Source organism: Endozoicomonas euniceicola (assembly GCF_025562755.1).
Taxonomy (GTDB): Bacteria; Pseudomonadota; Gammaproteobacteria; order Pseudomonadales; family Endozoicomonadaceae; genus Endozoicomonas_A; species Endozoicomonas_A euniceicola.
Genome location: NZ_CP103300.1, coordinates 1,331,266 through 1,352,613, shown reverse-complemented (window position 1 = coordinate 1,352,613; position 21,348 = coordinate 1,331,266). Strand labels below are relative to the sequence as shown.

15 protein-coding genes are annotated in these 21,348 nt (G+C 50.5%); 1 reads left to right on the top strand and 14 read right to left on the bottom strand.

The window, feature by feature from the left end:
* Positions 1 to 459: 459 nt before the first annotated feature.
* Positions 460 to 735 (bottom strand): hypothetical protein, encoded by a 276-nt coding sequence (locus NX720_RS05240; RefSeq protein WP_262599871.1) that lies wholly within the window; start codon positions 733 to 735, stop codon positions 460 to 462.
* A 317-nt stretch (positions 736 to 1,052) separates the two neighbouring features.
* Complete coding sequence (gene lamB / locus NX720_RS05235; protein ID WP_262599870.1) at positions 1,053 to 2,558, bottom strand: maltoporin; 1,506 nt, start codon at positions 2,556 to 2,558, stop codon at positions 1,053 to 1,055.
* A gap of 412 nt (positions 2,559 to 2,970) precedes the next feature.
* Between lamB and NX720_RS05230 the strand changes: the two genes are divergently transcribed.
* Complete coding sequence (locus NX720_RS05230) at positions 2,971 to 4,173, top strand: MalM family protein (protein WP_262599869.1); 1,203 nt, start codon at positions 2,971 to 2,973, stop codon at positions 4,171 to 4,173.
* A 45-nt stretch (positions 4,174 to 4,218) separates the two neighbouring features.
* On the opposite strand, the gene malQ (NX720_RS05225) is transcribed toward NX720_RS05230, so the two are convergent.
* The 12 genes from malQ (NX720_RS05225) to NX720_RS05170 all read right to left on the bottom strand — a co-directional run bounded on the left by malQ (NX720_RS05225) (position 4,219) and on the right by NX720_RS05170 (position 21,305).
* Complete coding sequence (gene malQ, locus NX720_RS05225; protein WP_262599867.1) at positions 4,219 to 6,420, bottom strand: 4-alpha-glucanotransferase; 2,202 nt, start codon at positions 6,418 to 6,420, stop codon at positions 4,219 to 4,221.
* A gap of 12 nt (positions 6,421 to 6,432) precedes the next feature.
* Positions 6,433 to 7,566 (bottom strand): ABC transporter ATP-binding protein, encoded by a 1,134-nt coding sequence (locus NX720_RS05220; protein WP_262599865.1) that lies wholly within the window; start codon positions 7,564 to 7,566, stop codon positions 6,433 to 6,435.
* Between the two features lie 52 nt (positions 7,567 to 7,618).
* The gene (malG, locus tag NX720_RS05215; RefSeq protein WP_262599863.1) at positions 7,619 to 8,506 is read right to left on the bottom strand and encodes a maltose ABC transporter permease MalG; all 888 of its coding nucleotides are present in this window, start codon (positions 8,504 to 8,506) and stop codon (positions 7,619 to 7,621) included.
* An 18-nt stretch (positions 8,507 to 8,524) separates the two neighbouring features.
* Positions 8,525 to 10,066: a maltose ABC transporter permease MalF gene (gene malF / locus NX720_RS05210; RefSeq protein WP_262599862.1), complete on the bottom strand. Its 1,542-nt coding sequence runs from the start codon at positions 10,064 to 10,066 to the stop codon at positions 8,525 to 8,527.
* A 101-nt stretch (positions 10,067 to 10,167) separates the two neighbouring features.
* On the bottom strand, positions 10,168 to 11,418 hold the full coding sequence (malE, locus tag NX720_RS05205) for a maltose/maltodextrin ABC transporter substrate-binding protein MalE (protein ID WP_262599860.1): 1,251 nt from the start codon (positions 11,416 to 11,418) through the stop codon (positions 10,168 to 10,170).
* A 357-nt stretch (positions 11,419 to 11,775) separates the two neighbouring features.
* Entirely contained in the window at positions 11,776 to 13,956 is a 2,181-nt protein-coding gene (gene malQ, locus NX720_RS05200) for a 4-alpha-glucanotransferase (RefSeq protein WP_262599858.1), read from the bottom strand.
* A 109-nt stretch (positions 13,957 to 14,065) separates the two neighbouring features.
* Complete coding sequence (locus NX720_RS05195) at positions 14,066 to 15,199, bottom strand: ABC transporter ATP-binding protein (RefSeq protein WP_262599856.1); 1,134 nt, start codon at positions 15,197 to 15,199, stop codon at positions 14,066 to 14,068.
* 91 nt (positions 15,200 to 15,290) lie between these two features.
* Positions 15,291 to 16,181 carry a maltose ABC transporter permease MalG gene (gene malG, locus NX720_RS05190; RefSeq protein ID WP_262563938.1) on the bottom strand — a complete coding sequence of 297 codons (891 nt, stop codon included), beginning with the start codon at positions 16,179 to 16,181 and terminating at the stop codon, positions 15,291 to 15,293.
* Positions 16,182 to 16,183: 2 nt separating this feature from the next.
* A complete protein-coding gene (malF, locus tag NX720_RS05185) occupies positions 16,184 to 17,719 on the bottom strand; it encodes a maltose ABC transporter permease MalF (protein ID WP_262599855.1) in 1,536 nt (511 codons plus the stop codon).
* Positions 17,720 to 17,788: 69 nt separating this feature from the next.
* Complete coding sequence (gene malE / locus NX720_RS05180) at positions 17,789 to 18,967, bottom strand: maltose/maltodextrin ABC transporter substrate-binding protein MalE (protein ID WP_262599854.1); 1,179 nt, start codon at positions 18,965 to 18,967, stop codon at positions 17,789 to 17,791.
* 284 nt (positions 18,968 to 19,251) lie between these two features.
* Positions 19,252 to 20,154 carry a hypothetical protein gene (locus NX720_RS05175; protein ID WP_262599852.1) on the bottom strand — a complete coding sequence of 301 codons (903 nt, stop codon included), beginning with the start codon at positions 20,152 to 20,154 and terminating at the stop codon, positions 19,252 to 19,254.
* 137 nt (positions 20,155 to 20,291) lie between these two features.
* The gene (locus NX720_RS05170) at positions 20,292 to 21,305 is read right to left on the bottom strand and encodes a LacI family DNA-binding transcriptional regulator (RefSeq protein WP_262599851.1); all 1,014 of its coding nucleotides are present in this window, start codon (positions 21,303 to 21,305) and stop codon (positions 20,292 to 20,294) included.
* Positions 21,306 to 21,348 lie beyond the last annotated feature (43 nt).

Sequence of the window (21,348 nt, the reverse complement as noted above, 5' to 3'; positions counted from 1 at the left end):
TCCTGTTGAGCGCTATTTGTGGCCAGGCTACCAATAAATTTTATTTGTTACATAGTCATTCAGCGCTCATTCTGTGTGGCTAAAGTGTTTCTTTACTACAATCATGCTTTCCATAATTCCTGAAGAGCTACTAAAACATGAAGAAACCATTCATTTTTATTTTCTGGATTGTTTTCTCTGGCCTGTCTTTACGTGCTTTTTGTGATCAAATGATTGTCACCTATCCGTGTAAGAGCATGAATGGAATAAGATTTTTTTTAAGTCAGTATGTGGATCAAAGAGGTCACTATTTCTGGAGTCTTAATCCCGAGGGTGATACCAGCATTTTTTTCTACAACGTACCTATACCGCTTCAGAGCAGCGTTGGTATAAATTTAGCTGTTCTGCATATTCCCGGGCTCAGTCCCTCCTACCCAATGACTGTTTTTTTTAGCACCCCAACAGCAATGCATTTTTTCGCTAATCCTCAGATTGCCCAACAACTTCGCCACCGAGAACTTCGCCACCAACAAGCTCATCCCCAACAAGCTCATCCCCAACATCCCCAACAAGCTCATCCCCAACAAGCTCGTCTCCAACAAGCTCGTCTCCAACAAGCTCACCCTCAACAACCTCATCTCCAACAACCTCATCTCCAACAACCTCATCTCCAACAACCTCATCTCCAACAACCTCATCTCCAACAACCTCATCTCCAACAACCTCATCTCTCCCCTCTGCCTTATTTACAAACATTGTCCGGGCATTAACGCAGCCATTAACCAATAGCGGATAGCTAAGGCTCCAGTCCCCTTAAATCTATACCTCAGAACCGCCCGGGCGGGAGGCCGGAATATGCACTAAGGCAGTTGACTGGTGCCTCTGTTGAGGCAGAGAACTATTTGCAGTTATCCCCAAAGTCTGTGGATAACCTGGGGTATAACTTTGTGGCAACTTTTTCTGATGCCGGTGGCATAACTGGTTTGAATGATTGGTTAAAAAACAGACAGAAAAAAGGGCGGATAAATCCACCCTGAATTAAATGATTAGAGTGTTGTGTGTAGTCTGTCTTTTTACCACCAGGCTTCCATCTGTACACCAAAGGTTATGCCGTCCGTTGCCTTGCCAAAGTTTTCTGCGATCAGCTTTCTGTCACCACCAACTCCGGCTGTACTGGGGTTGCAGCTTCCAGGCACAACGTTAGCAGGACACTTCATTTCATCCCAGTTAGCGTAGGTGACGAAGACCCTGATAACGGGTCTCACCATAGCTCCGAAACGTGGGTGGAATTGTTGCGCCAGGGTGACTTTATAGAGTTTAGAGTCGGCGAATTCTTTTTTGTAAGGAGCTCCGGGCATGTTTTCCCGAACAACGAACTCTGCACCGTTTTTGACTTCATCCCAACCTAAATCCAGAACGGTGCTGGTCAATTCGCTCCATTTCCATTGAGGGCGTATACCGACAGTGATCCAGGTTAATTTGTCAGGTGCCAGGGCCGTTCTTTCAATATCTTTGGAATAGTCCATTTGGGTCCAGCCAATGACATAGGTCACATCCAGACGGTCCATAATGGGTATTTGACCAAAATCGATAACCCGGGTCATTTTACTGCCATCGAACCACTTGGATGTCTGGGAGGTTCTGCCGTCTTCCCCCAGTCCTGGTCCTGTCATTGCATCGGTCGCGTATTGCACGACAAAGTTATTATACCCGCCAACAGGGAAAGCGTAAGTCAACTGCGCTGTCCCCATGAAACCGTCCTTGTCATAGTCTTTTTTGTTAGGCACTTTGTCACCCGGAGAGCCTTTGCCGTAGTTAAGGCCCAGTTGCAGGCTCAGGCTGTTTGTAAGTTTCAGATCAGTGAGTCTGAAGTCAAGAATATTGGTGGCAATCTTTTTCTCTTTGTAGGTGAAACCACCTTCATCGCCTTTCGTTGGGTCGGGTGGCCTGTAGTCACTGGCAAAAATGACGTCAGTTTCATTCCGGATCCAGGCCAGATGAAATTTACCAAAGCCTGCGTTGATGTCTTCAATACCCGCACCCGGGCCCGAAACATTCCAGTAGAACCAGTCAAGCTGATGCACGTCGTGGCGTCGATAATAGCGTTTTCCTGCCCAGAGTTTGGCACTGGGTAAGGCCGGGAAAACATTTTCAGCGATTATATTGATTTCCCTGAGGGCAAAATCATTATCGTCCTTGCTCGGGTTTTCCGAGTCTTTTTGTTGATCGACTTTATAGGAAAGCCGGGTATTTAATTGGAACACTGTGCCGTTATCGGTTGCCAGTGTAGCCTGCAAACCCTGTTCTGTGTAGGTTTCGCACTCATTACCCAGCCGGTGCTTGAAGGGAGCCCCTGCGGCCTGAAAGCAAGCCTGCTTGCCCCCTTTTGCCGAGCTGCCAATACCGGATCGGGCATATCCATAATAATTAAGGTTCATCCTCTCGGCGGCTGAACCAAATTCCTCATCCATCATTTCTGCAAGAGCGTGAGGGCCAGAAATTGCGGCTAGCGAAACGACTCCCAGGCTACAGAGTCCAGAACGCAGAGCGCCGGCCAGCGAGGATTGTTCCTGAGTCATGACAAAACACCTTGTGTGTGTTTAAACCATCCGGAAACTATCTGGAGTTGTGGAGCTATACAGAGACCTTAAGTATTGGCTACAGCCAACAGATTAACTGCAACTGTTGTCTGTTATAAAAATTTCTATTAGTGTTTTTTTTTAAAAATAAGAACATCTCTGAATGACGAACTCTCCGTTGTACAGTAGATTCCGGAACCATAGTGAAGGCTTTTCTGTTTTAAAGGTGAATATTTATTTTCACCTCATACCAAAGTAGTTCAGGGTTTAATGCTCAGCAAACCAGTGGAAAGTCTTTTTTGTTTATCTTTGTTTCAGCTTTTAACGTTATGTTTTTGCTGGCTTCTGGCAATAGGCTCACCACATTGATAACCTGTGCCCTGTATTTTATGGGGTGTAACAAGGTTCGATTATGAAAGCAGTGCATAGTCTCTTGACTAGCTTCCTGAAAAGTAGCTTCCTGAAAACAAAGAGTCATCTGTCAATAAACGACAGGCATAAGAAAATTTGGCAGCCTGCGATAAAAGCAGCGGCACTGGTTCTTGTGGCAACAGGGTATGGATGTTCCACGTTTCAGACTGACAAGCTTGTCAGCGTGCCTGATGCCAACCAGGGCAAGATATTTCATTCTATTGCCGATATTACCTGTCAGCCCCTGCCGTTGACGCCGGGCAAAGATACAGCCAGAGTTGTCATTAATGAGCAGACTGCCCGCTTGCAACTGCCTTCAGGCCTGACTCCGGTGCTGGCCTATAAAATACCCGGGCAGGGCTTACACAAAATAGCTATAGACAGTTTTGTTGTCCGTCATTCAGGGCTGAGTACCGCCGGTTCAGGGGATAATGAGTTGTTTTATCCTGAGATAGCCTTGCTGAATAAAGACAATGTAATGACCAGCAAGGTCGACCCGCACCATGTTAGCTACAAAATGCCGGGCTTTACGTCAGAAGAAGGTGTAGGCACATCATTTACCATCGATAACCGTGGCTCGGTCGCGGACAAACCTTCATGCCTGTTAATTTATACGACAGATGACCTTAGGGAAGGTACGACTACCCTGACCAGTGAAGAGAAAGAGTACGCCAAGGCTCGTGGAGTGGTGCCGAACCCCGGCCCTGATCCGGTGGCCCGGCACGGGAATACCGGGCATCTGACCATTGCCATGAAAAGCGACGGGCTGGTAGCCGTTAATCCTGCTATTGTACCGGCTGTTACGGATCATCAGGCCAGTGCGGCACAGGCTACCCGCCAGTTTGCTGAGCCTGCCAGCCTGACGCTGGATGAACATACCCGGGAAATACGTAACCATTATCTGAACGGGGTGAAAAGCGCCCTGGATCAGGGCAATGTTACTGCCGCGCTTGACCGGCGGGCTGAGTTGAAATCTGTTACGGCGGATGCAGAGCATTATTTTCTGAATAATTACGGTAAATCCAAGGCCGTGATTCAAAGTGTTGGAAAAAACGCTGGTGGTAGCTTTGCCGATAAAGCCCGGCAGTTATATAAAGAACGCATGAGCGATTATTTAAAACAGGGTAAGGGTTCTGCCGCACTGCAAATGCTGGATGAAGTGAAGGCGTTGCAAGCGGATGTAGATCGCTTATTTGATCGATAGGGGAGCCGTCGTTCCCATCTTCGCGGGAACGACGATTTTTCCGTTTCAGGCCTGACGAATATTGCAGATATTTTTGAACAGCGCCTGATTGCTTTCATCGGCAAACAGGCTTTCCAGGGTTTCGGTCAACTTTCTTTGCCAGTTCGGGTACTCGAAGCTGGTGCCGGGAATATTGACCGGTGATTGAATCTGCAAGACATCTTCCAGTTGCAATACCACTATTCTGGATGTGGTCTTAGCCAGATAGTAGTGCAGCTTTTCCATTACGTCTCTGGTGTAACCCAGTGTCGATATATGATCCGGATTCATACCCCAGGGACGTTCATTAATATCAATCAGGGTATGGATCAACGCCATTTTATCCTGATGCCTTGCCTGCTTTTCCGCTTTGGTTTTTTCAGCATTATAAATATCCAGCTCGTGTCGTAAATCCAGATCAATGCAATTCCACCACGCCTTGAGCGTAGGGATATCGTGATTGGAAATACAGGTCAGAGCCATCGGCTTGAACTCTCCGGGTGACAGAAAGCGATCCCCTTCACAGGAGAACAGCACCACTTCATTGGAATAGCATCTGGCTGGCGGCAGGCTGGCTTCAATTTCCGGCGGTACCGTGCCGAGGTCTTCACCGAATACCAGGCATTCACGACGCTGACTTTCCAGTTTAATGATGCCCAGCAGATCATTCAGAGGGTAATACGTGTAAACACCAAAGTCTGCGGTCTTATCTTTAGGACACCACCAGAGACGTAATAGCCCCATCACATGGTCAATGCGCAGCGCGCCGCAATGGCTCATGTTAGATCGCACCATTTCAATAAAGGGGGCGTAATGCTGTTGCTTCAGGGTGACCGGATTAAACGGCGGCAGTCCCCAGTTTTGCCCCTGGGGCGCGACACCATCGGGTGGTGCTCCGACACTGGCATCGAGACAATAAACAGTGCGATTGCTCCAGACATCGGCACCACCCCGGTCAACGCCCACCGCCAGGTCCCGGTAAATGCCCACCTGCATGCCAGCGTCGAGAGCGGATTTCTGGGCATCTGCCAGCTGTATTTCAGACAGCCATTGCAGATATTTGTAATAGTCAATGGCATCCCTGCTCTGTTCACTGAACGTTTTGACAGCCTCTGAGTCTGGCATCTGGTAGTCATCGGGCCAGCTGGGCCAGCCCCAGTTCATAATATCCAGCTGTTTGAAGTATGCGTAAAGGGCTTCATAGGTGGCATGCCGGTCAAGGCTGGCACCGCGAATATCGCAGAAGTTCAGGAAGGCTTTGCCCCGTGGTGATCCGGTTTTGATATGGTTGTGCTGAAACTCTTTATAGAGCAGTGTCAGCACTTTGAATTTCAACGCGGCAACCTGTTCATAATCCACGTATTCCGCCCTGCGGACACTGGTAATCGCCCTCTGGAAATCAGAGTCATTAACCAGAGTCTGAGCGTCAGTGGAATCAGCGAATTCAGGAATAGCCGTTACGTCCAGATACAGCGGGTTGATAAAGTTCCGGCTTGAAGGACTGTAGGGGCTGGCGTGTAAGGGGTCGGCAGGGTACAGCGAATGGATCGGATTAAGCCCGACAATATGAGCCCCCTGATCCGCCAGCTTCTCCGCCAGTTGTTTCAGACTACTGAAGTCGCCTATTCCCCAGTCGTGATCAGTACGCAGGGTATAAAGCTGTATCGCAGAACCCCAGATTTTATGCCCCTGCTGCAACGATTCAGGTTCATAGCAGGCAGTGGGTGCCACAATAATCAGGCTGATGGCTTCCAGGTTCCGGTTTTTCAATGTCAGACGGTGGTAGCCTGTGGGCAGGTCTTCCGGTAGCTTCAGAGACAGTTTTACCAGCTCTCTGTCATGAAAGGATTGTCTGTCGAGTACTTCCAGAGCGTCAGCTTTGACGGAAATTGAACGACGACGGCCGCTTTCTAGCTCGAACTCGCCTTTAAATGAGTTACTTAACCGGTTTTCCGGTACATACATGCCAATGGTAAACGGTTGCCCCTGATGAACGACGTTGACCGGCGCAACAAGGTGCTCCCACTGTTGTTGCTGGTAGTGGTCAATGGCGGCCCTGGTCGTGTCGTTATCGCTGAGATCAAAACCCATGGCCTGCAGAATGGGAATCTTCAGTTTCGTTGGCACACTGACCGGGCGACCGGCCCAGTCGTCATAATCGCCACAGACGCCACTCAGGGCCGCGAGCTGTTCAACCAGTGGCTGGTCGGGCGGGGTTGAAATGGTCATATTTGCTCCTTCCTAATCGACTTCCGGGGCTTGAGTACGACGGAAGGCTTTGCCATCCGCATCAAACAGATGACAAAAATGCACAGGAAGCTCTATTTTCATTTTGGTTCCTTCTGACCTGTGGCGGGAATCTTCTACGCGCACAATGAAGTGTTCCCGAATAGTGTCATGGGTCATATAGATAAATGACTCAGCACCCAGCCGTTCCAGAGCCTCTACTTTACCTTCCACGGCGTTGCCTTCATCGGTTTCTGCCAGGGCATCTTCCGGGCGAATACCCAGAACCACACGGTCTCCGGCTTTCGCCTTTTCTGTATTGGCATTGGCCTGGAGTATTTCTCCGGTGGTGAGTTTGATGATGGTCTGTTTTTTACCGACTTTTTCGATAAAGCCATCGAAAAAGTTCATTTTAGGCGAACCAATAAAGCCTGCCACAAACATGTTGGCGGGATGGTGGTATAGCTCCAGTGGCTTACCCACCTGCTCAAGGTTGGTTTTGGCGCCTGGCTGCAAGGGACTCAGCACCACGATCTGGTCTGCCAGTGTCATGGCTTCCACCTGATCGTGGGTGACATAGATGGACGTTGTCTTCAGCCGGGTATGTAACCGGGACAGTTCCTGCCGCATTTGCACCCTGAGGGCAACGTCCAGATTGGACAGTGGCTCATCAAACAGGAATACCCGCGGGTGCTGAACAATAGACCGGCCAATGGCAACCCGCTGTCGTTGACCACCTGACATGGCTTTAGGCTTGCGTTCCAGTAAAGCTTCCAGTTGCAGAATTTTAGCGGCTTCCTGTACGCGTTCGTTGATCAGGGCTTTATCGGCTTTTACCAGCTTCAGCCCGAATGCCATGTTTTCTTCAACGCTCATGTGAGGGTAAAGCGCGTAAGACTGGAATACCATGCCTACCCGTCGTTCATTAGGTGGCATTTCATTAACACGCTCCCCGGCAATAAACATTTCACCGGCACTGATCTCTTCTAACCCGCAAACCATCCTGAGCAGGGTGGATTTGCCACAGCCGGAAGGCCCCACAAAAGCGATGAACTGCCCATTGGTTATATTAAGATTGACGTCTTTGATCACCCAGGTTTTACCCTGATCGTAGCTCTTGGAAATATTAACAAGTTTTACTTCTGCCATGTCTGTTTCCGCTAACGGTTACCGGTTACTGATTACCTGTGTCAGGGACGGTTTAACCTTTCACACCACCTGCTGTAAGCCCTCCAACAATCCAGCGCTGACAGAGCAGGAAGATGATCGATATCGGCAAGCCGGATAACACCGCTGCTGCCGCAAAGTCACCCCAGAGATAGTTCTGGGGATTCAGATACTGTCTGGAGCCAACGGCCAGGGTCAGGTTGTCCATACTTTGCAGCAGTACAGACGCCACAGGGTATTCAGCAATGCTGGTGATAAAGGCAAGAATAAAGACGACGGCCAGTATGGGAACGGACAAGGGCAGGAGTACATACCGGAATGCCTGCCAGGGCGTTGCTCCGTCAATGGCGGCTGCCTCTTCAAGGGATTGGTCGATGGTTTCGAAATAGCCTTTAATCAGCCAGATATGCAGTGCCAACCCGCCAAGGTAGGCGACAGTGACTGACCCAAGGCTGTCCAGCCCCAGCCAGGGAATATAATTTCCCAGCTTGTCAAACAGCGAGTAAATCGCCACCAGTGCCAGTACCGCCGGAAACATTTGCAGAATCATCATGGCAGTCAGCATATGCTCTTTAAATTTGAAGCGTAGCCGGGCAAAGGCATAGGCTCCGGTGGTGGATAGCAGAAGAATCAGTACGGTCGAAACAAACGACACTTTAATAGAGTTCCACAACCATAACAGCACCGGAAAAGGGGGGGGAGTGACGGAACCATCCGCGTTTTCCCATGGAATACCAAACGCCAGATACCAGTGCTCAAGACTGGGGTTGCTCGGAATCAGGTCGCCCGTGGCAAAGTTGCCGGACCGGAATGAGACGGAGATAATCATCAGGAACGGGAACATAATCAGGCACAGGAAAAGAATCATAAAGACTCTTGTGACCCATACCCGGTACTTCAGGTTTCTTGGTTGAACAATCATGCTTTTTACCTACTTTCCTTACCCAGTGAACCGTCTTGTGGCTTTGAGGTTGATCCAGGCGATAACCCCGACCATCAGGAAGATAAAGCTGGCAATGGCTGATGCCAGACCGTAATCCTGCCCGTACTGACCAAAGGCGATACGGAAGGTATAACTGACCAAAAGGTCCGTGGCCCCCGCTGGTGTGGTGGCACCAATGATATTGGGCGCGCCGTCGGTCAGCAGGGCGATCAGCACCAGGTTGTTAAAGTTGAAAGCAAAGCTGGCAATCAGCAGTGGAATTAATGGTTTGATGATCAGCGGAAGGGTGATTTTGAACAGGTTTTGTATCGGAGTGGCCCCGTCAATGGCCGATGCTTCATAGAGGTCGTCAGGAATGGACTTCAGCAACCCGATACAAAGGATCATCATATAGGGATAACCCAGCCAGGTATTAACGATCAGCACCATTGTCTTGGCAAGGAAACCATTGCTGAACCACTCTGGCTGAATGCCGAACAGCATGTTCAGCAGCATGTTGATCTCACCAAAGTTCTGGTTAAACAGACCCCGGAAAATCAGGATAGAGATAAATGCAGGGACAGCGTAAGGCAGAATCAGCAGCAGGCGATAGACGCCATTGCCCCCGAGCGGTTCCCACTGCACAAGGCAGGCCATCAGCAGGCCAATAATCAGGGTGAACAGAACACTGAGTGCTGAAAAAGTCAGGGTCCAGGTAAATATCTGCAGAAACGGTCCCTGAATGCCAGGGTCTGCGATAACCCTGATAAAGTTGTTCCAGCCGTTGAATACCGTAAAGCCCGGACCAATCTGTTCGCCGCTATTGTCAACATAGTAGCCGGTGGTCATGTCCGGGGTGAGAATGCCACCGTTGCGACTGTCGATCAGTGTATCATTAGGGCCCTCGTCGTATATTCTGGCCTGAGGGCCAAACTCTCGCAGACTGGCCATTGATAACGAACCACCGTCTGGCAAAACGATGGTGATCAGTTTCAGGATATGACGAATCTTGATGGTGTCGCGAAAAGCCAGTTCCTTGCCGTCAGGCAGTGCAGACGATAGCCGGGCTGTCACTTCTGTCGGCTCGGTTAATTCACCGAAGGGCGTGCTAAGAAGATGTTTATCGGTGTCTCTGTTGCTGATGAACAGCAACTGATAGTTTTCGCCCTGCTGCCAGACTTTGAAGCTATAAGACTCTCCGGGCGTTTTGTAAGTTTGTGCCCTGTGAATGGCTTTTACCCGCTCAAGGGGGAGAAGATTGCTTGAACTGTAATTGGTGAAAGCGACATTCACCGTATAAAGCAGGGGAAAGACAATAAAGACCGAAACGCCCAGCAACGCCGGATAAACATAGCGGTAAGAATAGCCCTTATGGCTGATAAAGACCCAGGTGCCGGTGGTAATAATCAGTAGCACCAGCAAGGCAAAAGCCGTTTCACCGTTGGCATACATGATGGTGACACCATACAGCAGGGTCAGGTCTATAGCGGCAAGCAGCCCCAATGCGACCCATCTGCCAGGGTTGCCGGACTTATTTCCGGCAGAGCTGATAGCCTCCATAACGGCAAGCCTCCTGAACTCTGGGGTGTCGTTGTTCTGACTGCCCAAAACAACGACAGTAGTCTTATAAGTGAGACTGAACAGACTCACTGGACAGTAGATTAGTCGACGATACGTTTGGCTGCGTCATTCAGTGCTTCTTTATAGCCCTGGCGTCCGCTGGTGATGTTCTTCAACGCAGCTTCCATGGCAGACCAGAATTTGCCCATCTCGGGAACGTTAGGCATTATCATCCCGTTCATGGCGTTATCGTAAGTGGCGCTGATGCGAGGGTCTTTTTGCAGCTCTTTCATATAGGATTTGTTGGCAACGGCACCGAGTGGCACATCTTTATTCATCGTACGCAGTCCGTCGTCAATCAGCAGGTAGTTTTCCAGAAACTCTTTAGCCAGCGCCTTATTTGGACTGGCGTTATTCAGGGCAGCACTCCAGACACCGACAAAGGCTTTTGAACGCTGGCCGTTGATGCTGGGCAGGGGCGCGACCCCATAATCGATACCACTTTTTTCCAGGTTGGCCCAGGACCAGGGGCCGCTGATCATCATGGCACTTTTGCCCTTGTTAAAAGTGGACTCCATAACACCGTAATCAACCCCCTTGGGCAGAACCTTTTTATCAATCAGGTCGGTCAGCATCTTTGCCCCGGCCATGGCACCTTTATTATTAACGCCCGTGTTTTTGACATCGTAACCCGTTGCGGTTTTCTTGAAGACATAACCCCCATCGGCTGCCAGCATGGGCATGGTGAAATACGGTTGTACCTGATCCCACATAATAGTGGTCATGTCCTTGTTGGCCTTTTTCAACCGGGTGTCCAGGGTAAACATTTCTTCATAGGCTTTTGGTGGCTCGGACAGTATTTTCTTGTTGTAGATCAGGCTGATGGCTTCCATTGAAATGGGGTAACCATAGACTTTATTGTTTACCGATACGGCATCCCAGCCAAGGTCAGCGACTTCTCGCTTAAAAGGGGAGGATGGCTTGAGCGGAGCTAAAAGGCCGCTTTGCGCCCACTCGCCAAAGCGGTCGTGAGCCCAGAACAGAATGTCTGGCCCACTGCCCGATGCCGCTGACTGCTGGAAACGGTCGGTCAGGTTTTCCGGGATTTCTACTTTGACCTTGATGCCGGTATCTTCTTCAAAGATTTTGCCTATTTCCCGTATACCCTTGTATGCCTTATCGCCCCCAACCCACAGAACCAGCTCATCGTCACTGAAAGCCTGGGCTGTCGACGCCCCTATTGTCATGCTCACAGCTATCGTTGCGGCGGTGAGAGTTTTCCTGGCAAGAGCCGCAACGGCCATTGGGCTGGCGAGTGTTTTAGTCACTGTGTTGGCAAGTTGTTTGATCATCTGTCAAAACTCCAGACAATAATGCGCCCTTTTTCCAGCGTATTCTCTGATACAGCCGTCAGATTACCGAAAGCTCGTAACGGCCAGATAGTGCTATGACTCAGAGAGCGAACCTCAGACCAGAAACAGGATTTAAGGGGATTTGGGTCAGGGACTGTTGTAAACCTTTACAAATATAGTTTCTTGTGGGAAAAGTACTGGAGATATCGGCTGGAAAATTTGTTTTATGGTTTCCAGGGAAGGCCGGGTGTTATAAAAAATACAGTCGTTTATTCCATTGCTGGATTGCGGACGTTTTTAAAATGATACCCTGCGCGACTTTTGGCACAGGGTATCTGGTTCTTTTTGTGTAAGTTTTTACGCCTTACGACACTGGGAAATGTTATGGAAGAAACGACGGTTGTCTTCTTTAGCAAAAAACTCGTCAAGGTTCTCCGTTAAACGACGACGCCAGTTCGGGTACTCGGTGCTGGTGCCGGGGACATTAACCGACGTGTTGATCATCATGCAGTCTTCCAGCTGTACATTGGTGATCTGGGAGCTGGCCAGTGCCAGATAGTAGGTAAAGCGCTCCATCAACTCACGACTGAAGGCCGGGCTATTCTCTGCGTGAGGGTTAATGCCATAAGGCAGCTCACCGATCATTGCCAGCGTATTCACAACGGCTTTGCGGGTGTATTCCCGGTCGATGCGTTCTTTATGGGTACGCTCATCATCAAAGATGCCCAGACCGTTCGCAACGTCAAGGTCCTTCTCTTCCCACCATCCTTTCAGTGGCGGTGTATCGTGACAGGTCAGGTTTGCCATGGCCCGGGGTTTGTACGTGTCGGGCATTGGATAGCGGTCGCCTTCCTGCAGGTGAATACCATTAAGGCTTGAATAGAGGCGCGCTGGTGGCAGGGCTGCTTCGATTTCCTTTGGAACGGTACCCAGGTCCTCACCAAACACCAGACAATTCAGACGACGGCTTTCCAGTTTTATAATGCCCAGCAGGTCCTGCAGAGGATAGTGAACATAAGCGCCATAAGCGGCGCTCTTGCCGTTCGGGCACCACCACAGACGGAACAGCCCCATGGCATGGTCAATACGCAGTGCGCCACAGTCGCGCATGTTATTGCGAATCATGCGGATAAATGGCTCGTACTTCTGTTCTTGCAGAACCATCGGATTAAACGGCGGCAGCCCCCAGTTCTGACCCTGTGGCCCAAGGGCATCGGGTGGCGCGCCGGTGCTGGCATCCAGACAGTACAGGCTCGGGTTGCTCCAGGTATCCGCGCCACCACGATCAACGCCGACGGCCAGATCGCGGTAGACGCCCACCATCATGCCTTTGTCCGTAGCGGTTTTCTGGGCGACAGCAAACTGTTCACTGGCCAGCCATTGCAGGAATTCAAAGTAACGAATTCGCTTTTCATTCTTTTTAACAAACGCTTTCACTTCTTTCGTGTCTGGCGTCTGGTAAGCCTGAGGCCAGCAAGGCCAGCCCCAGTTCATCGGGTCTTGTTTGCGGAAGTGTTCAAACAGTGCGTCAAACGTCGCAAACTGACGGAGGCTCTCACCGTTCTCGTTACAGTAATCAATGAATGCAGCAGCACGATCCGTGTTCTGTTTCAGATGTACCTTGCAGAAGAAGTCGTATAGCTTTTCCAGTATTTCAAACTTCAGGGAAGCGACGGTTTCATAATCAACGTAATCCTGCTGTTGTGCTTCGGACAGACGACTTTGGAAGTCTTCTTCAGCAAAGCGCTGTCGTGCCACTTCACACTCGCTAAACTCAGGCACCTGTTCAGGGTTGATGTAAAGCACGTTGCTGTAAGTACGGCTGGATGGGCTATAAGGTGAGCAGTGCAGTGGGTTGTCGGCGTACAGGGCATGCACCGGGTTCAGACCTACAAAGTCAGCACCGTTATCGGCCAGCTGGCTGACCATATCGTTCAGGTCCCGGTAGTCGCCCATGCCCCAGTTGTTTTTGGAGCGAACAGAATACAACTGGATACCAGAACCCCAGATTTTTCCACCCTTTATCAGGGCTTCCGGTTCATAGCAGGTTTCCGGAGCCACGATTAAAGAACAGGTTGAACCGATACCTTCAACTTCCAGCTGGTGATAGCCCAGAGGCAGGTCAGCAGGCAGGGGCAGTGACAGGCAGACCTTAGGGTCTTTGCCGGTTTTGCCCTTTTCAATAATCGTTAGGTCGTTCAGTTCACGCCGGAAAATACGAACTTCGCCGTATTCCAGGGTAACGGTAATTTTAAACTGTTCAGGCAGCTTTTTTTCAGACAGGCGAATATCGATGGCAAAAGGCTTGTCCTGGTGCAGTACGGCAACAGCAGGAATCGTTTGCTGCCACTTCTCGCTGAGTTTCTGTTCAATGGCTTTTTTAATGGACTGCTTACTGCCTGAATCAAAGCCCATGGCCTGTAAGGGCGGGATTTTATTTTCAGGGGTAATAGTAACCGGCAATCCATCGGCATCCAGGTATTCACTGGAAATACCGCACAGCCCGGCGAGCTGATTAATCAACTGGTGATCTGACATGGTAACTTAATTTCAGGTAGTTGTAGCCTGTAGGTTGGGAGTTACGCTCTTCCCAACCTACGAAGTGAGAATTTCAAAATGACTAACGTGTTTATCATTAACTTAACAGTTAATCGTAATGGGGCGCTTTGGTGCGTGCGAATGCCAGACCACTTTCATTAAACAAGTGGCAGCTTTCTTCAGGTACGCCGACTTTGAATTCAGAGCCTTCTTCCCGACGACGGGAGTCTTCGATTCTTAAAATAAAGTCTTCCTCAATCGCCGGATGATTCAGATATACAAAAGATTCTGTACCCAGGCGCTCAAGCGCTTTGATTGTGCCGGTGATGATATTGTCACCTTCTGCTTCAGCCAGTGCATCCTGAGGGCGAATACCCAGTGTGACTTTGTCACCGGCTTTTGCTGAAGAGGTATCATTGCAGGCAACAATCTGTTCGCCGGTTTCCAGGCGGACAATGGTCTTCTCTGCACCGGCTTCCACAATTTCACCCCGGAAGAAGTTCATCTTTGGTGAGCCAATAAAGCCCGCAACAAACTTGTTGCGCGGGTGGTGGAACAGCTCCAGTGGTGCGCCCACTTGTTCCAGGTTGCTTTCTGCGCCCTGTGCCAGCGGGCTGAGCACCACAATCTTGTCAGCCAGGGTCATGGCTTCCACCTGGTCATGGGTTACATAAACGGCAGTGGTTTTCAGACGACTGTGGATGCGGGACAGTTCCTGACGCATCTGTACCCGCAGGGCAACGTCCAGGTTGGACAGGGGTTCATCGAACAGGAAAACCCTTGGCTCCTGAACAATCGAACGGCCAATGGCTACCCGCTGACGCTGACCACCGGACATGGCTTTGGGCTTACGATCCAGCAGAGGCTCCAGTTGCAGAATGCGGGCGGCATCTTTAACCCGTTCGTCGATAACAGGCTTGCTGACTTTCGCCAGTTTCAGGCCGAACGCCATGTTTTCAGCCACGGTCATGTGGGGATACAGGGCATAAGACTGGAACACCATGCCCACACGGCGCTCGTTGGGTGGCATGTCGTTCACACGTTCATGGTCAATTTCCAGATTACCGTCGGTGATATCTTCCAGACCACAAATCATACGCAGCAGGGTTGATTTTCCGCAGCCGGACGGGCCAACAAAGGCAACGAACTCACCGTCGTTAATATCCAGGTTAATGTTTTTCAGAACGTAAGAGTTGCCACCATCGTAACTTTTATCCAGTCCTGACAGTTTCAGTTCAGCCATGATATTGAATTCCGTAATCTTCTCGTTTTGGCTGGCTGAGAGTTGTTTTTACCCAGCCAGCATACTGTAATTTTTCGCTGTAAAGTGTCGTTTAACCTTTAACGCCGCCTGCGGTGAGTCCGCTGACCAGGTAGCGCTGTGCCGTCAGAAAGATAATCGTGATCGGCAGGCCGGTCAGTACCGCAGAAGCGGCAAAGTCACCCCAGAGATAGTTCTGCGGGTTCAGGAACTGGTTGGCACCCACGGCCAGCGTCAGTTTATCCATGTCCTGCACCAGTACGGAAGCCACCGGGTATTCACCAATCGTGGCAATAAACGCCAGGATAAACACCACCGCCAGAATCGGCACCGACAGGGGGAGCAGAATATGGCGGAAGGCCTGCCAGGGGGTTGCGCCGTCAATGGCGGCGGACTCTTCCAGGGCATTATCAATGCTTTCAAAGTAACCTTTGATCAGCCAGATGTTCATGGTCACACCGCCCAGGTAAGCGATGGTCAGCGCGCCATGGGTATTCAGCCCCAGCCATGGGATAAAGTTGCCCAGTTTGTCGAAGATGGCGTGGAAGGCCACCAGTGCCAGTACCGCCGGGAACATCTGCATAATCATCATCATTTGCAGCAGCCCCTGCTTGAAGCGGAAGCGCAGGCGGGCAAAGGCATACGCGCCGGTAGTGGACAGCAGCAGAATAAACGCGGATGTCACAACGCTGATTTTCACGGAGTTCCACAGCCAGGTCAGTACCGGAAAGGTTGGCTCCATAATAGTGCCGTCAGCCGCTTCCCAGGGAATACCCAGGGCCATGGCCCAGTGCTCCAGACTCGGATTACTGGGAATCAGGCTGCCTGTGGCAAAGTTACCGGACCGGAATGATACGGAAATGATCATCAGGAACGGAAACATGATCAGGCACAGGAACACGATCAGAAACAGTCGGGCTGCCCAGACACGGTATTTCAGGTTTCTTGGTTGCACCATTGCCATGTTTATTGCTCCTGCAGTTTGCTGGTGGCTTTCAGGTTGGCCCAGGCGATAACACCAACGATGACAAAGATCAGACCGGCAATGGCGGACGCCAGGCCGTAGTCCTGCCCATAGCTGCCAAAGGCGATACGGAAGGTGTAACTCACCAGAATGTCCGTGGCCCCCGCTGGTGTGGAGGCGTCGATCAGGTTCGGGCCACCGCCGGTCAGCAGGTTGATGAGTACAAAGTTGTTAAAGTTGAAGGCAAAGCTGGCAATCAACAGCGGAATCAACGGTTTAATAATCATCGGTACGGTGATATGGCGCAGGTTGTGCAGCGGGTTGGCACCGTCGATGGCAGACGCTTCGTACAGGTCTTCCGGAATGGCTTTCAGCAGACCCATGGTGAGGATCATCATGTAGGGGTAACCCAGCCAGCAGTTCACAATCAGGATCATGGCTTTGGCCAGGTATTCATTGGTGAACCATTCAGGGCTTATGCCAAACAGACTGTTGAGCACCATATTGATTTCACCAAAGTTCTGGTTGAACAGACCCCGGAAAATCAGGATGGATATAAAGGCAGGAACCGCGTAGGGAAGAATCAGCAATACCCGATAGATGCCGCTTTCTTTCAGAGGCTCCCATTGCACCAGACAGGCCAGCATCAAACCAATAATCAGGGTAAACAGCACGGTCAGGCCAGCATGGGTAACGGTCCAGCCCAGGATTTTCCAGAACGGGCCCTGAATGCCGGGATCGGTGAGTACTCTGACAAAGTTATCCCAGCCAACATAAACCGTGAAGCCGGGTGCCATACGCTCGCCATCCTGACTCATATAGAAGCCGGTTGCATGGTCTGGTTGATAAACGTCTCCGGTCTGGTTGTTGATCAGACTCTGGTTGTCGCCCTCTTTAAATAAAGGTGCCATGGAGCCAAATTCGCGCAGGCTGGTCATCACCAGTTCGGACTGGTTTGGCAACATGACGGTCAGCTGACTCAGATCGCCACGCAGCTTGATCACGTCACGCATAGTCAGCTTGTCGCCTTCAGCGATGGTGGACTTATTAGCGCTGATGGCAGCAGGCAACTGAGCAACGGAAAAGGCTTCTGTCGTGTAAGCTTCGTCGTTGTTTTGTTTGCTGGTCAGTTGCAACTGGTAAGCGTCGTTGTGCTGGTACAGGCTCAGGGCGAACTTTTCCTCGCCACTGCTGTAGGTTTTATCCAGATGAATCTGCTTAACCCGCTCAAACGGCAGCAGGTTGGTTGAGCTGTAGTTGGTGAAGGCAATATTGACGGTATAAATCAGAGGGAATACCACAAACAGTATCACCCCCAGCAGACTGGGGTAGACGTAGCGGAAGTTATAGGCTTTTTCACTGGTGAAGACCCAGGTACCGATACTTCCCAGCAGCAGGATCACAAGGGCAAAAGCGATCTCTCCCTGTGCGTACATCATGGTGACGATATACAACAGCGCTATGTCAATCCCAGCAACAAGCGCCCACTTTAGCCCATTGCCGGACAGCACTCCGCCGGCACCCTGTGGCTGTTTCATGTTTATTCTCCGGATCAGGACAGGCAGAAACCGGGAGCAGGCCCCGGTTTCTGAAGAGGTTTCAGACAATCAGTTGGCAATACGTTTAGCGGCGTTATCGAGAGCGGCGTTCACTTCTTCACGACCATTGGCGATGTTGTTCAGGGCAGCTTCCATGGAGCTCCAGAACTTGCCCATTTCCGGGACGTTTGGCATCAGCAGACCGTTCATGGCACCTTCATAGGTAGCCGCAATGCGTGGATCAGACTTCAGCTCTTCCATAAACGCCTTGTTGGCCACCGCGCCCAGGGGCACATCGTTGTTCATGGTTTTCAGGCCGTCTTTACTCAGCAGGTAGTTTTCCAGAAATTCCTGCGCCAGATCCTTGTTGGGCGTGGCGTTATTAATGGTGGCACCCCAGACGCCTACGAACGCACGAGCCGGGCTGCCGTCAATGGTCGGCAGTGGCGCAACGCCGTAGTTGATGTCGGACTTGTCCAGGTTTGACCATGCCCATGGGCCGGTAACCATCATGGCTGCCTTGCCGTTGTTGAAGGTGGAATCCATGACACCGTAGTCAACGCCCCGTGGCAGAACGTCTTTTTCAATCATTTTGGCGAACATCTGCGCGCCTTTCTTGGCACCTTTGTTGTTCACGCCAACGGTTTTAACATCGTAGCCGGACTGGGTTTCCTTGAAGACGTAACCGCCGTTAGACGCCAGCATCGGCATGGAGAAGTAAGGCTGAACCTGGTCCCACATAATGGTGGCCATTTCCTTGTCTTTCTTCTTCAGTTCGTCATGCAGGGTGAACATCTCTTCGTAAGTTTTTGGTGCTTCTTTGATGATGTCCTTGTTGTAGATCAGGCCAATGGCTTCCATGGCAACCGGGTAGCCATAAATCTTGCCATTGATGGTGGTAGCCTGCCAGCCCAGGTCGACGATGCCGTCGTAGAAAGATTTGGAAGGCTTAACTTCTGCCAGCAGGCCGGACTGAGCCCACTCACCATAACGGTCATGGGCCCACAACAGAATGTCCGGACCCTGACCGGTGGCAGCTGCCTGCTGGAAGCGGTCGGTGATGTTTTCCGGGATTTCTACACGGACTTTGATGCCCATATCTTCTTCAAACAGCTCACCCACCTTGCTGATGCCCTGGTGAGCTTTGTCGCCACCGACCCAGATGGTCAGTTCGTCTTTTGAAAACGCATGAGCAGTGCTTGCTGCAACCGTTAGCGCAATAGCTGCGGCGAGGGATTTCTTTAACATGTTGACTCCTGACAGTCTGCTTTTTAGCGAGCCGACATAGCTAAACGACTATGTTTATGTAATCAAAGGCAGATTGCTATGGGCTGGATATTGTTTTTACGGCGCTTATGCTCTGGTGAAAGGCTTTGTGAATCAATGTGTAAACGTTTCCAATCGGTGTGAATTAATACAGCGTTTCTGAAAGGAAAAATGGACGGGTGTTTTTGATGAAAAAACAGGTGTTGTGAGGGGGGGAATAGTGTCTGGAAAGCAGCTTTAGCCGCTTTTTATCAACATGAAGCGCTTTAATCAGTCAAATTGTTTTCATCTTCTTCAGGAATGACTTCCAGCTTTTTTTTAGCTGGTTTGCCCTCAACAGATTTTACTAGCTCACGTGGCATGAACGCTAAATCGTTGACTACCATTGTTTCTTCTGCCGGTATAAAGCCCCCACTGTCCAGACCCAGCGCAATTATTATATTGTTACGGTCAGTTTGCGTAGCATAACGCCATTCAGGCTGAGCACTATTCCCGGCAGGATTATTACCAATCCATGGTGGTGCCCTGTTCGACAAGACAAAAACGGTTCCTGACCGGTCAATCGCAACGGCCAGATGAAACTCAAGCACTTCCACCCCTGATGGAAAGTAGTAGCTGATAACAAAATGTTGGCATCTGCCTGCCAGAAGGGAGTTAAGGGCAGTAATTGCTTCGTCTACGCTGTTGAAAGATAGCTGGGGGGGCAATACATTGTGCGGTGATAATAATTCACCAATGTTCGGACGGTTGTCTTCGTTGCGTGCTAACTGGCGGCTTAAATTTAAAAGCCAGGGCGGGGCTTCCCTGTCGTCATGATCGAACGTATTCGGTTCGCTGGTTGTCGCCCCGACAAAGGGTAAGGCCGGATACGTAAAGCCTGGTTGTAAAGTTATTACTGCCGGTGTTAGATAGGCAGGAGTGTTTGTTACAGGATTAATACAGAGAATGACTGAATCCGGGCATGAGGGGTTATGGCATAGTTGGTTTGCATCCACTTCATGACCGCACTCAGTACAGTTAGCTGCAAAGGTTGGCAAAGGAAAGGCTGCCGCTGTTACGAGACTGACAACTACCATGATTCCGGTACGGACAATGAGCGCTGTAACCCGGTTCCATTGACAACCTGCCTTTATAATTCGGTTTAACAAACCTTCTGCCGGATACCTCATATTCAATACCTGTTTTATAGAAAGATTGATGGTTGGGTCATCATTGTAGAAAGCAGGCACTGGGAAGGGCTGAAAATAGTACTTCTCAGTGCCGGGCCGGGGTGTGCAGAGGTTTGGGTATTTTATTGGGTTAGGCGTCAGCCAGCTTTTGCAGTCAGTACAGGCTCACCTGTGGTATGCCCCTGTCGCAGAAAAACATCCAGAAATTCACCTCTTGGGGCTTCATTGCGAATGGCTTCGAACACCAGGCTGGCGGCTTTGCCGGCGATGCCTTCAATGTCCTGATTGACTGAAGTCAGGGCGTGATACCGATCATTGTCGATACCGTCGTAACCCACAACATGCACATCTTGAGGTACCTGTTTGTCGAGGTCAGTCAGTGCCATGCAGATGCCGGTGGCGACAATATCCGAGAAGGCAACAAAACCATCAGGCCGTAAACCGGATTCCATCAGGGGGCGGATTCGACGGTAACTGTCCAGTGCTGGCAACCCGGTGCTGTTACCAATCTCAATGATTTCTGACGGAATCAGACCGGCTTCAATCATCGCCCGGCGATAGCCGGCATGCCTTAACCTGGAGACCTGGTGTTCGCCGTTGAGGCAAACAAAATAGATGGTGCGACAACCATTATCCAGCAGGTGGCGGGTGGCGATAAAACCGCCCTGCTCATCGTTGGAAGACACCCAGAAGGCATCTTCTTTTGGCTCGCCAATATAGATGACTGGCAGGCCCTCTGCATGAATCGATTTTAACCGTGGGTCGCTTTCGTGTATGCCGATGGCTATAAATGCTTTGGCTTTGGTTTCCAGCTGACCGTCAATGCTGAACTTAGCGCGTTTGGCCCGGTAACCTTTTTGCTGGAGATGAACTTTCAGGATTTCATACACTTTCAGGGCAAAGGGCGAAATGGTTCCCAGGTCCAGGCCCAGAATAACGCCGATACTGAAATCGTCCTGACCATGCAGTTGTCGAGCCATGTAATTGGGCTGGTAATCCAGTTTTTTAGCAGCGTCTAATACCTTTTTGCGGGTGGTTTCTGAAACATATTTTCCACCGTTCAGTACACGGCTGACGGTAGCGATGGAAAGCTCGGCCTGGGCGGCGACCTGAAGAATTGTGGCATGACCTTCAGATTTCTTACGTGCCATAAATTAACTGCTGCATGTAGTAAGGGTCGGATGGTAACAGTAA

What these genes read in the sequence shown, in the direction of transcription:
- malF (WP_262599855.1), bottom strand. Translation starts at nt 17,719, where the DNA reads ATGAAACAGCCACAGGGTGCCGGCGGAGTGCTGTCCGGCAATGGGCTA.
- NX720_RS05230 (WP_262599869.1), top strand. Translation starts at nt 2,971, where the DNA reads ATGAAAGCAGTGCATAGTCTCTTGACTAGCTTCCTGAAAAGTAGCTTC.
- malF (WP_262599862.1), bottom strand. Translation starts at nt 10,066, where the DNA reads ATGGAGGCTATCAGCTCTGCCGGAAATAAGTCCGGCAACCCTGGCAGA.
- malE (WP_262599860.1), bottom strand. Translation starts at nt 11,418, where the DNA reads ATGATCAAACAACTTGCCAACACAGTGACTAAAACACTCGCCAGCCCA.
- NX720_RS05170 (WP_262599851.1), bottom strand. Translation starts at nt 21,305, where the DNA reads ATGGCACGTAAGAAATCTGAAGGTCATGCCACAATTCTTCAGGTCGCC.
- NX720_RS05195 (WP_262599856.1), bottom strand. Translation starts at nt 15,199, where the DNA reads ATGGCTGAACTGAAACTGTCAGGACTGGATAAAAGTTACGATGGTGGC.
- NX720_RS05240 (WP_262599871.1), bottom strand. Translation starts at nt 735, where the DNA reads ATGTTTGTAAATAAGGCAGAGGGGAGAGATGAGGTTGTTGGAGATGAG.
- malE (WP_262599854.1), bottom strand. Translation starts at nt 18,967, where the DNA reads ATGTTAAAGAAATCCCTCGCCGCAGCTATTGCGCTAACGGTTGCAGCA.
- malQ (WP_262599858.1), bottom strand. Translation starts at nt 13,956, where the DNA reads ATGTCAGATCACCAGTTGATTAATCAGCTCGCCGGGCTGTGCGGTATT.
- NX720_RS05220 (WP_262599865.1), bottom strand. Translation starts at nt 7,566, where the DNA reads ATGGCAGAAGTAAAACTTGTTAATATTTCCAAGAGCTACGATCAGGGT.
- malQ (WP_262599867.1), bottom strand. Translation starts at nt 6,420, where the DNA reads ATGACCATTTCAACCCCGCCCGACCAGCCACTGGTTGAACAGCTCGCG.
- malG (WP_262563938.1), bottom strand. Translation starts at nt 16,181, where the DNA reads ATGGCAATGGTGCAACCAAGAAACCTGAAATACCGTGTCTGGGCAGCC.
- NX720_RS05175 (WP_262599852.1), bottom strand. Translation starts at nt 20,154, where the DNA reads ATGAGGTATCCGGCAGAAGGTTTGTTAAACCGAATTATAAAGGCAGGT.
- malG (WP_262599863.1), bottom strand. Translation starts at nt 8,506, where the DNA reads ATGATTGTTCAACCAAGAAACCTGAAGTACCGGGTATGGGTCACAAGA.
- lamB (WP_262599870.1), bottom strand. Translation starts at nt 2,558, where the DNA reads ATGACTCAGGAACAATCCTCGCTGGCCGGCGCTCTGCGTTCTGGACTC.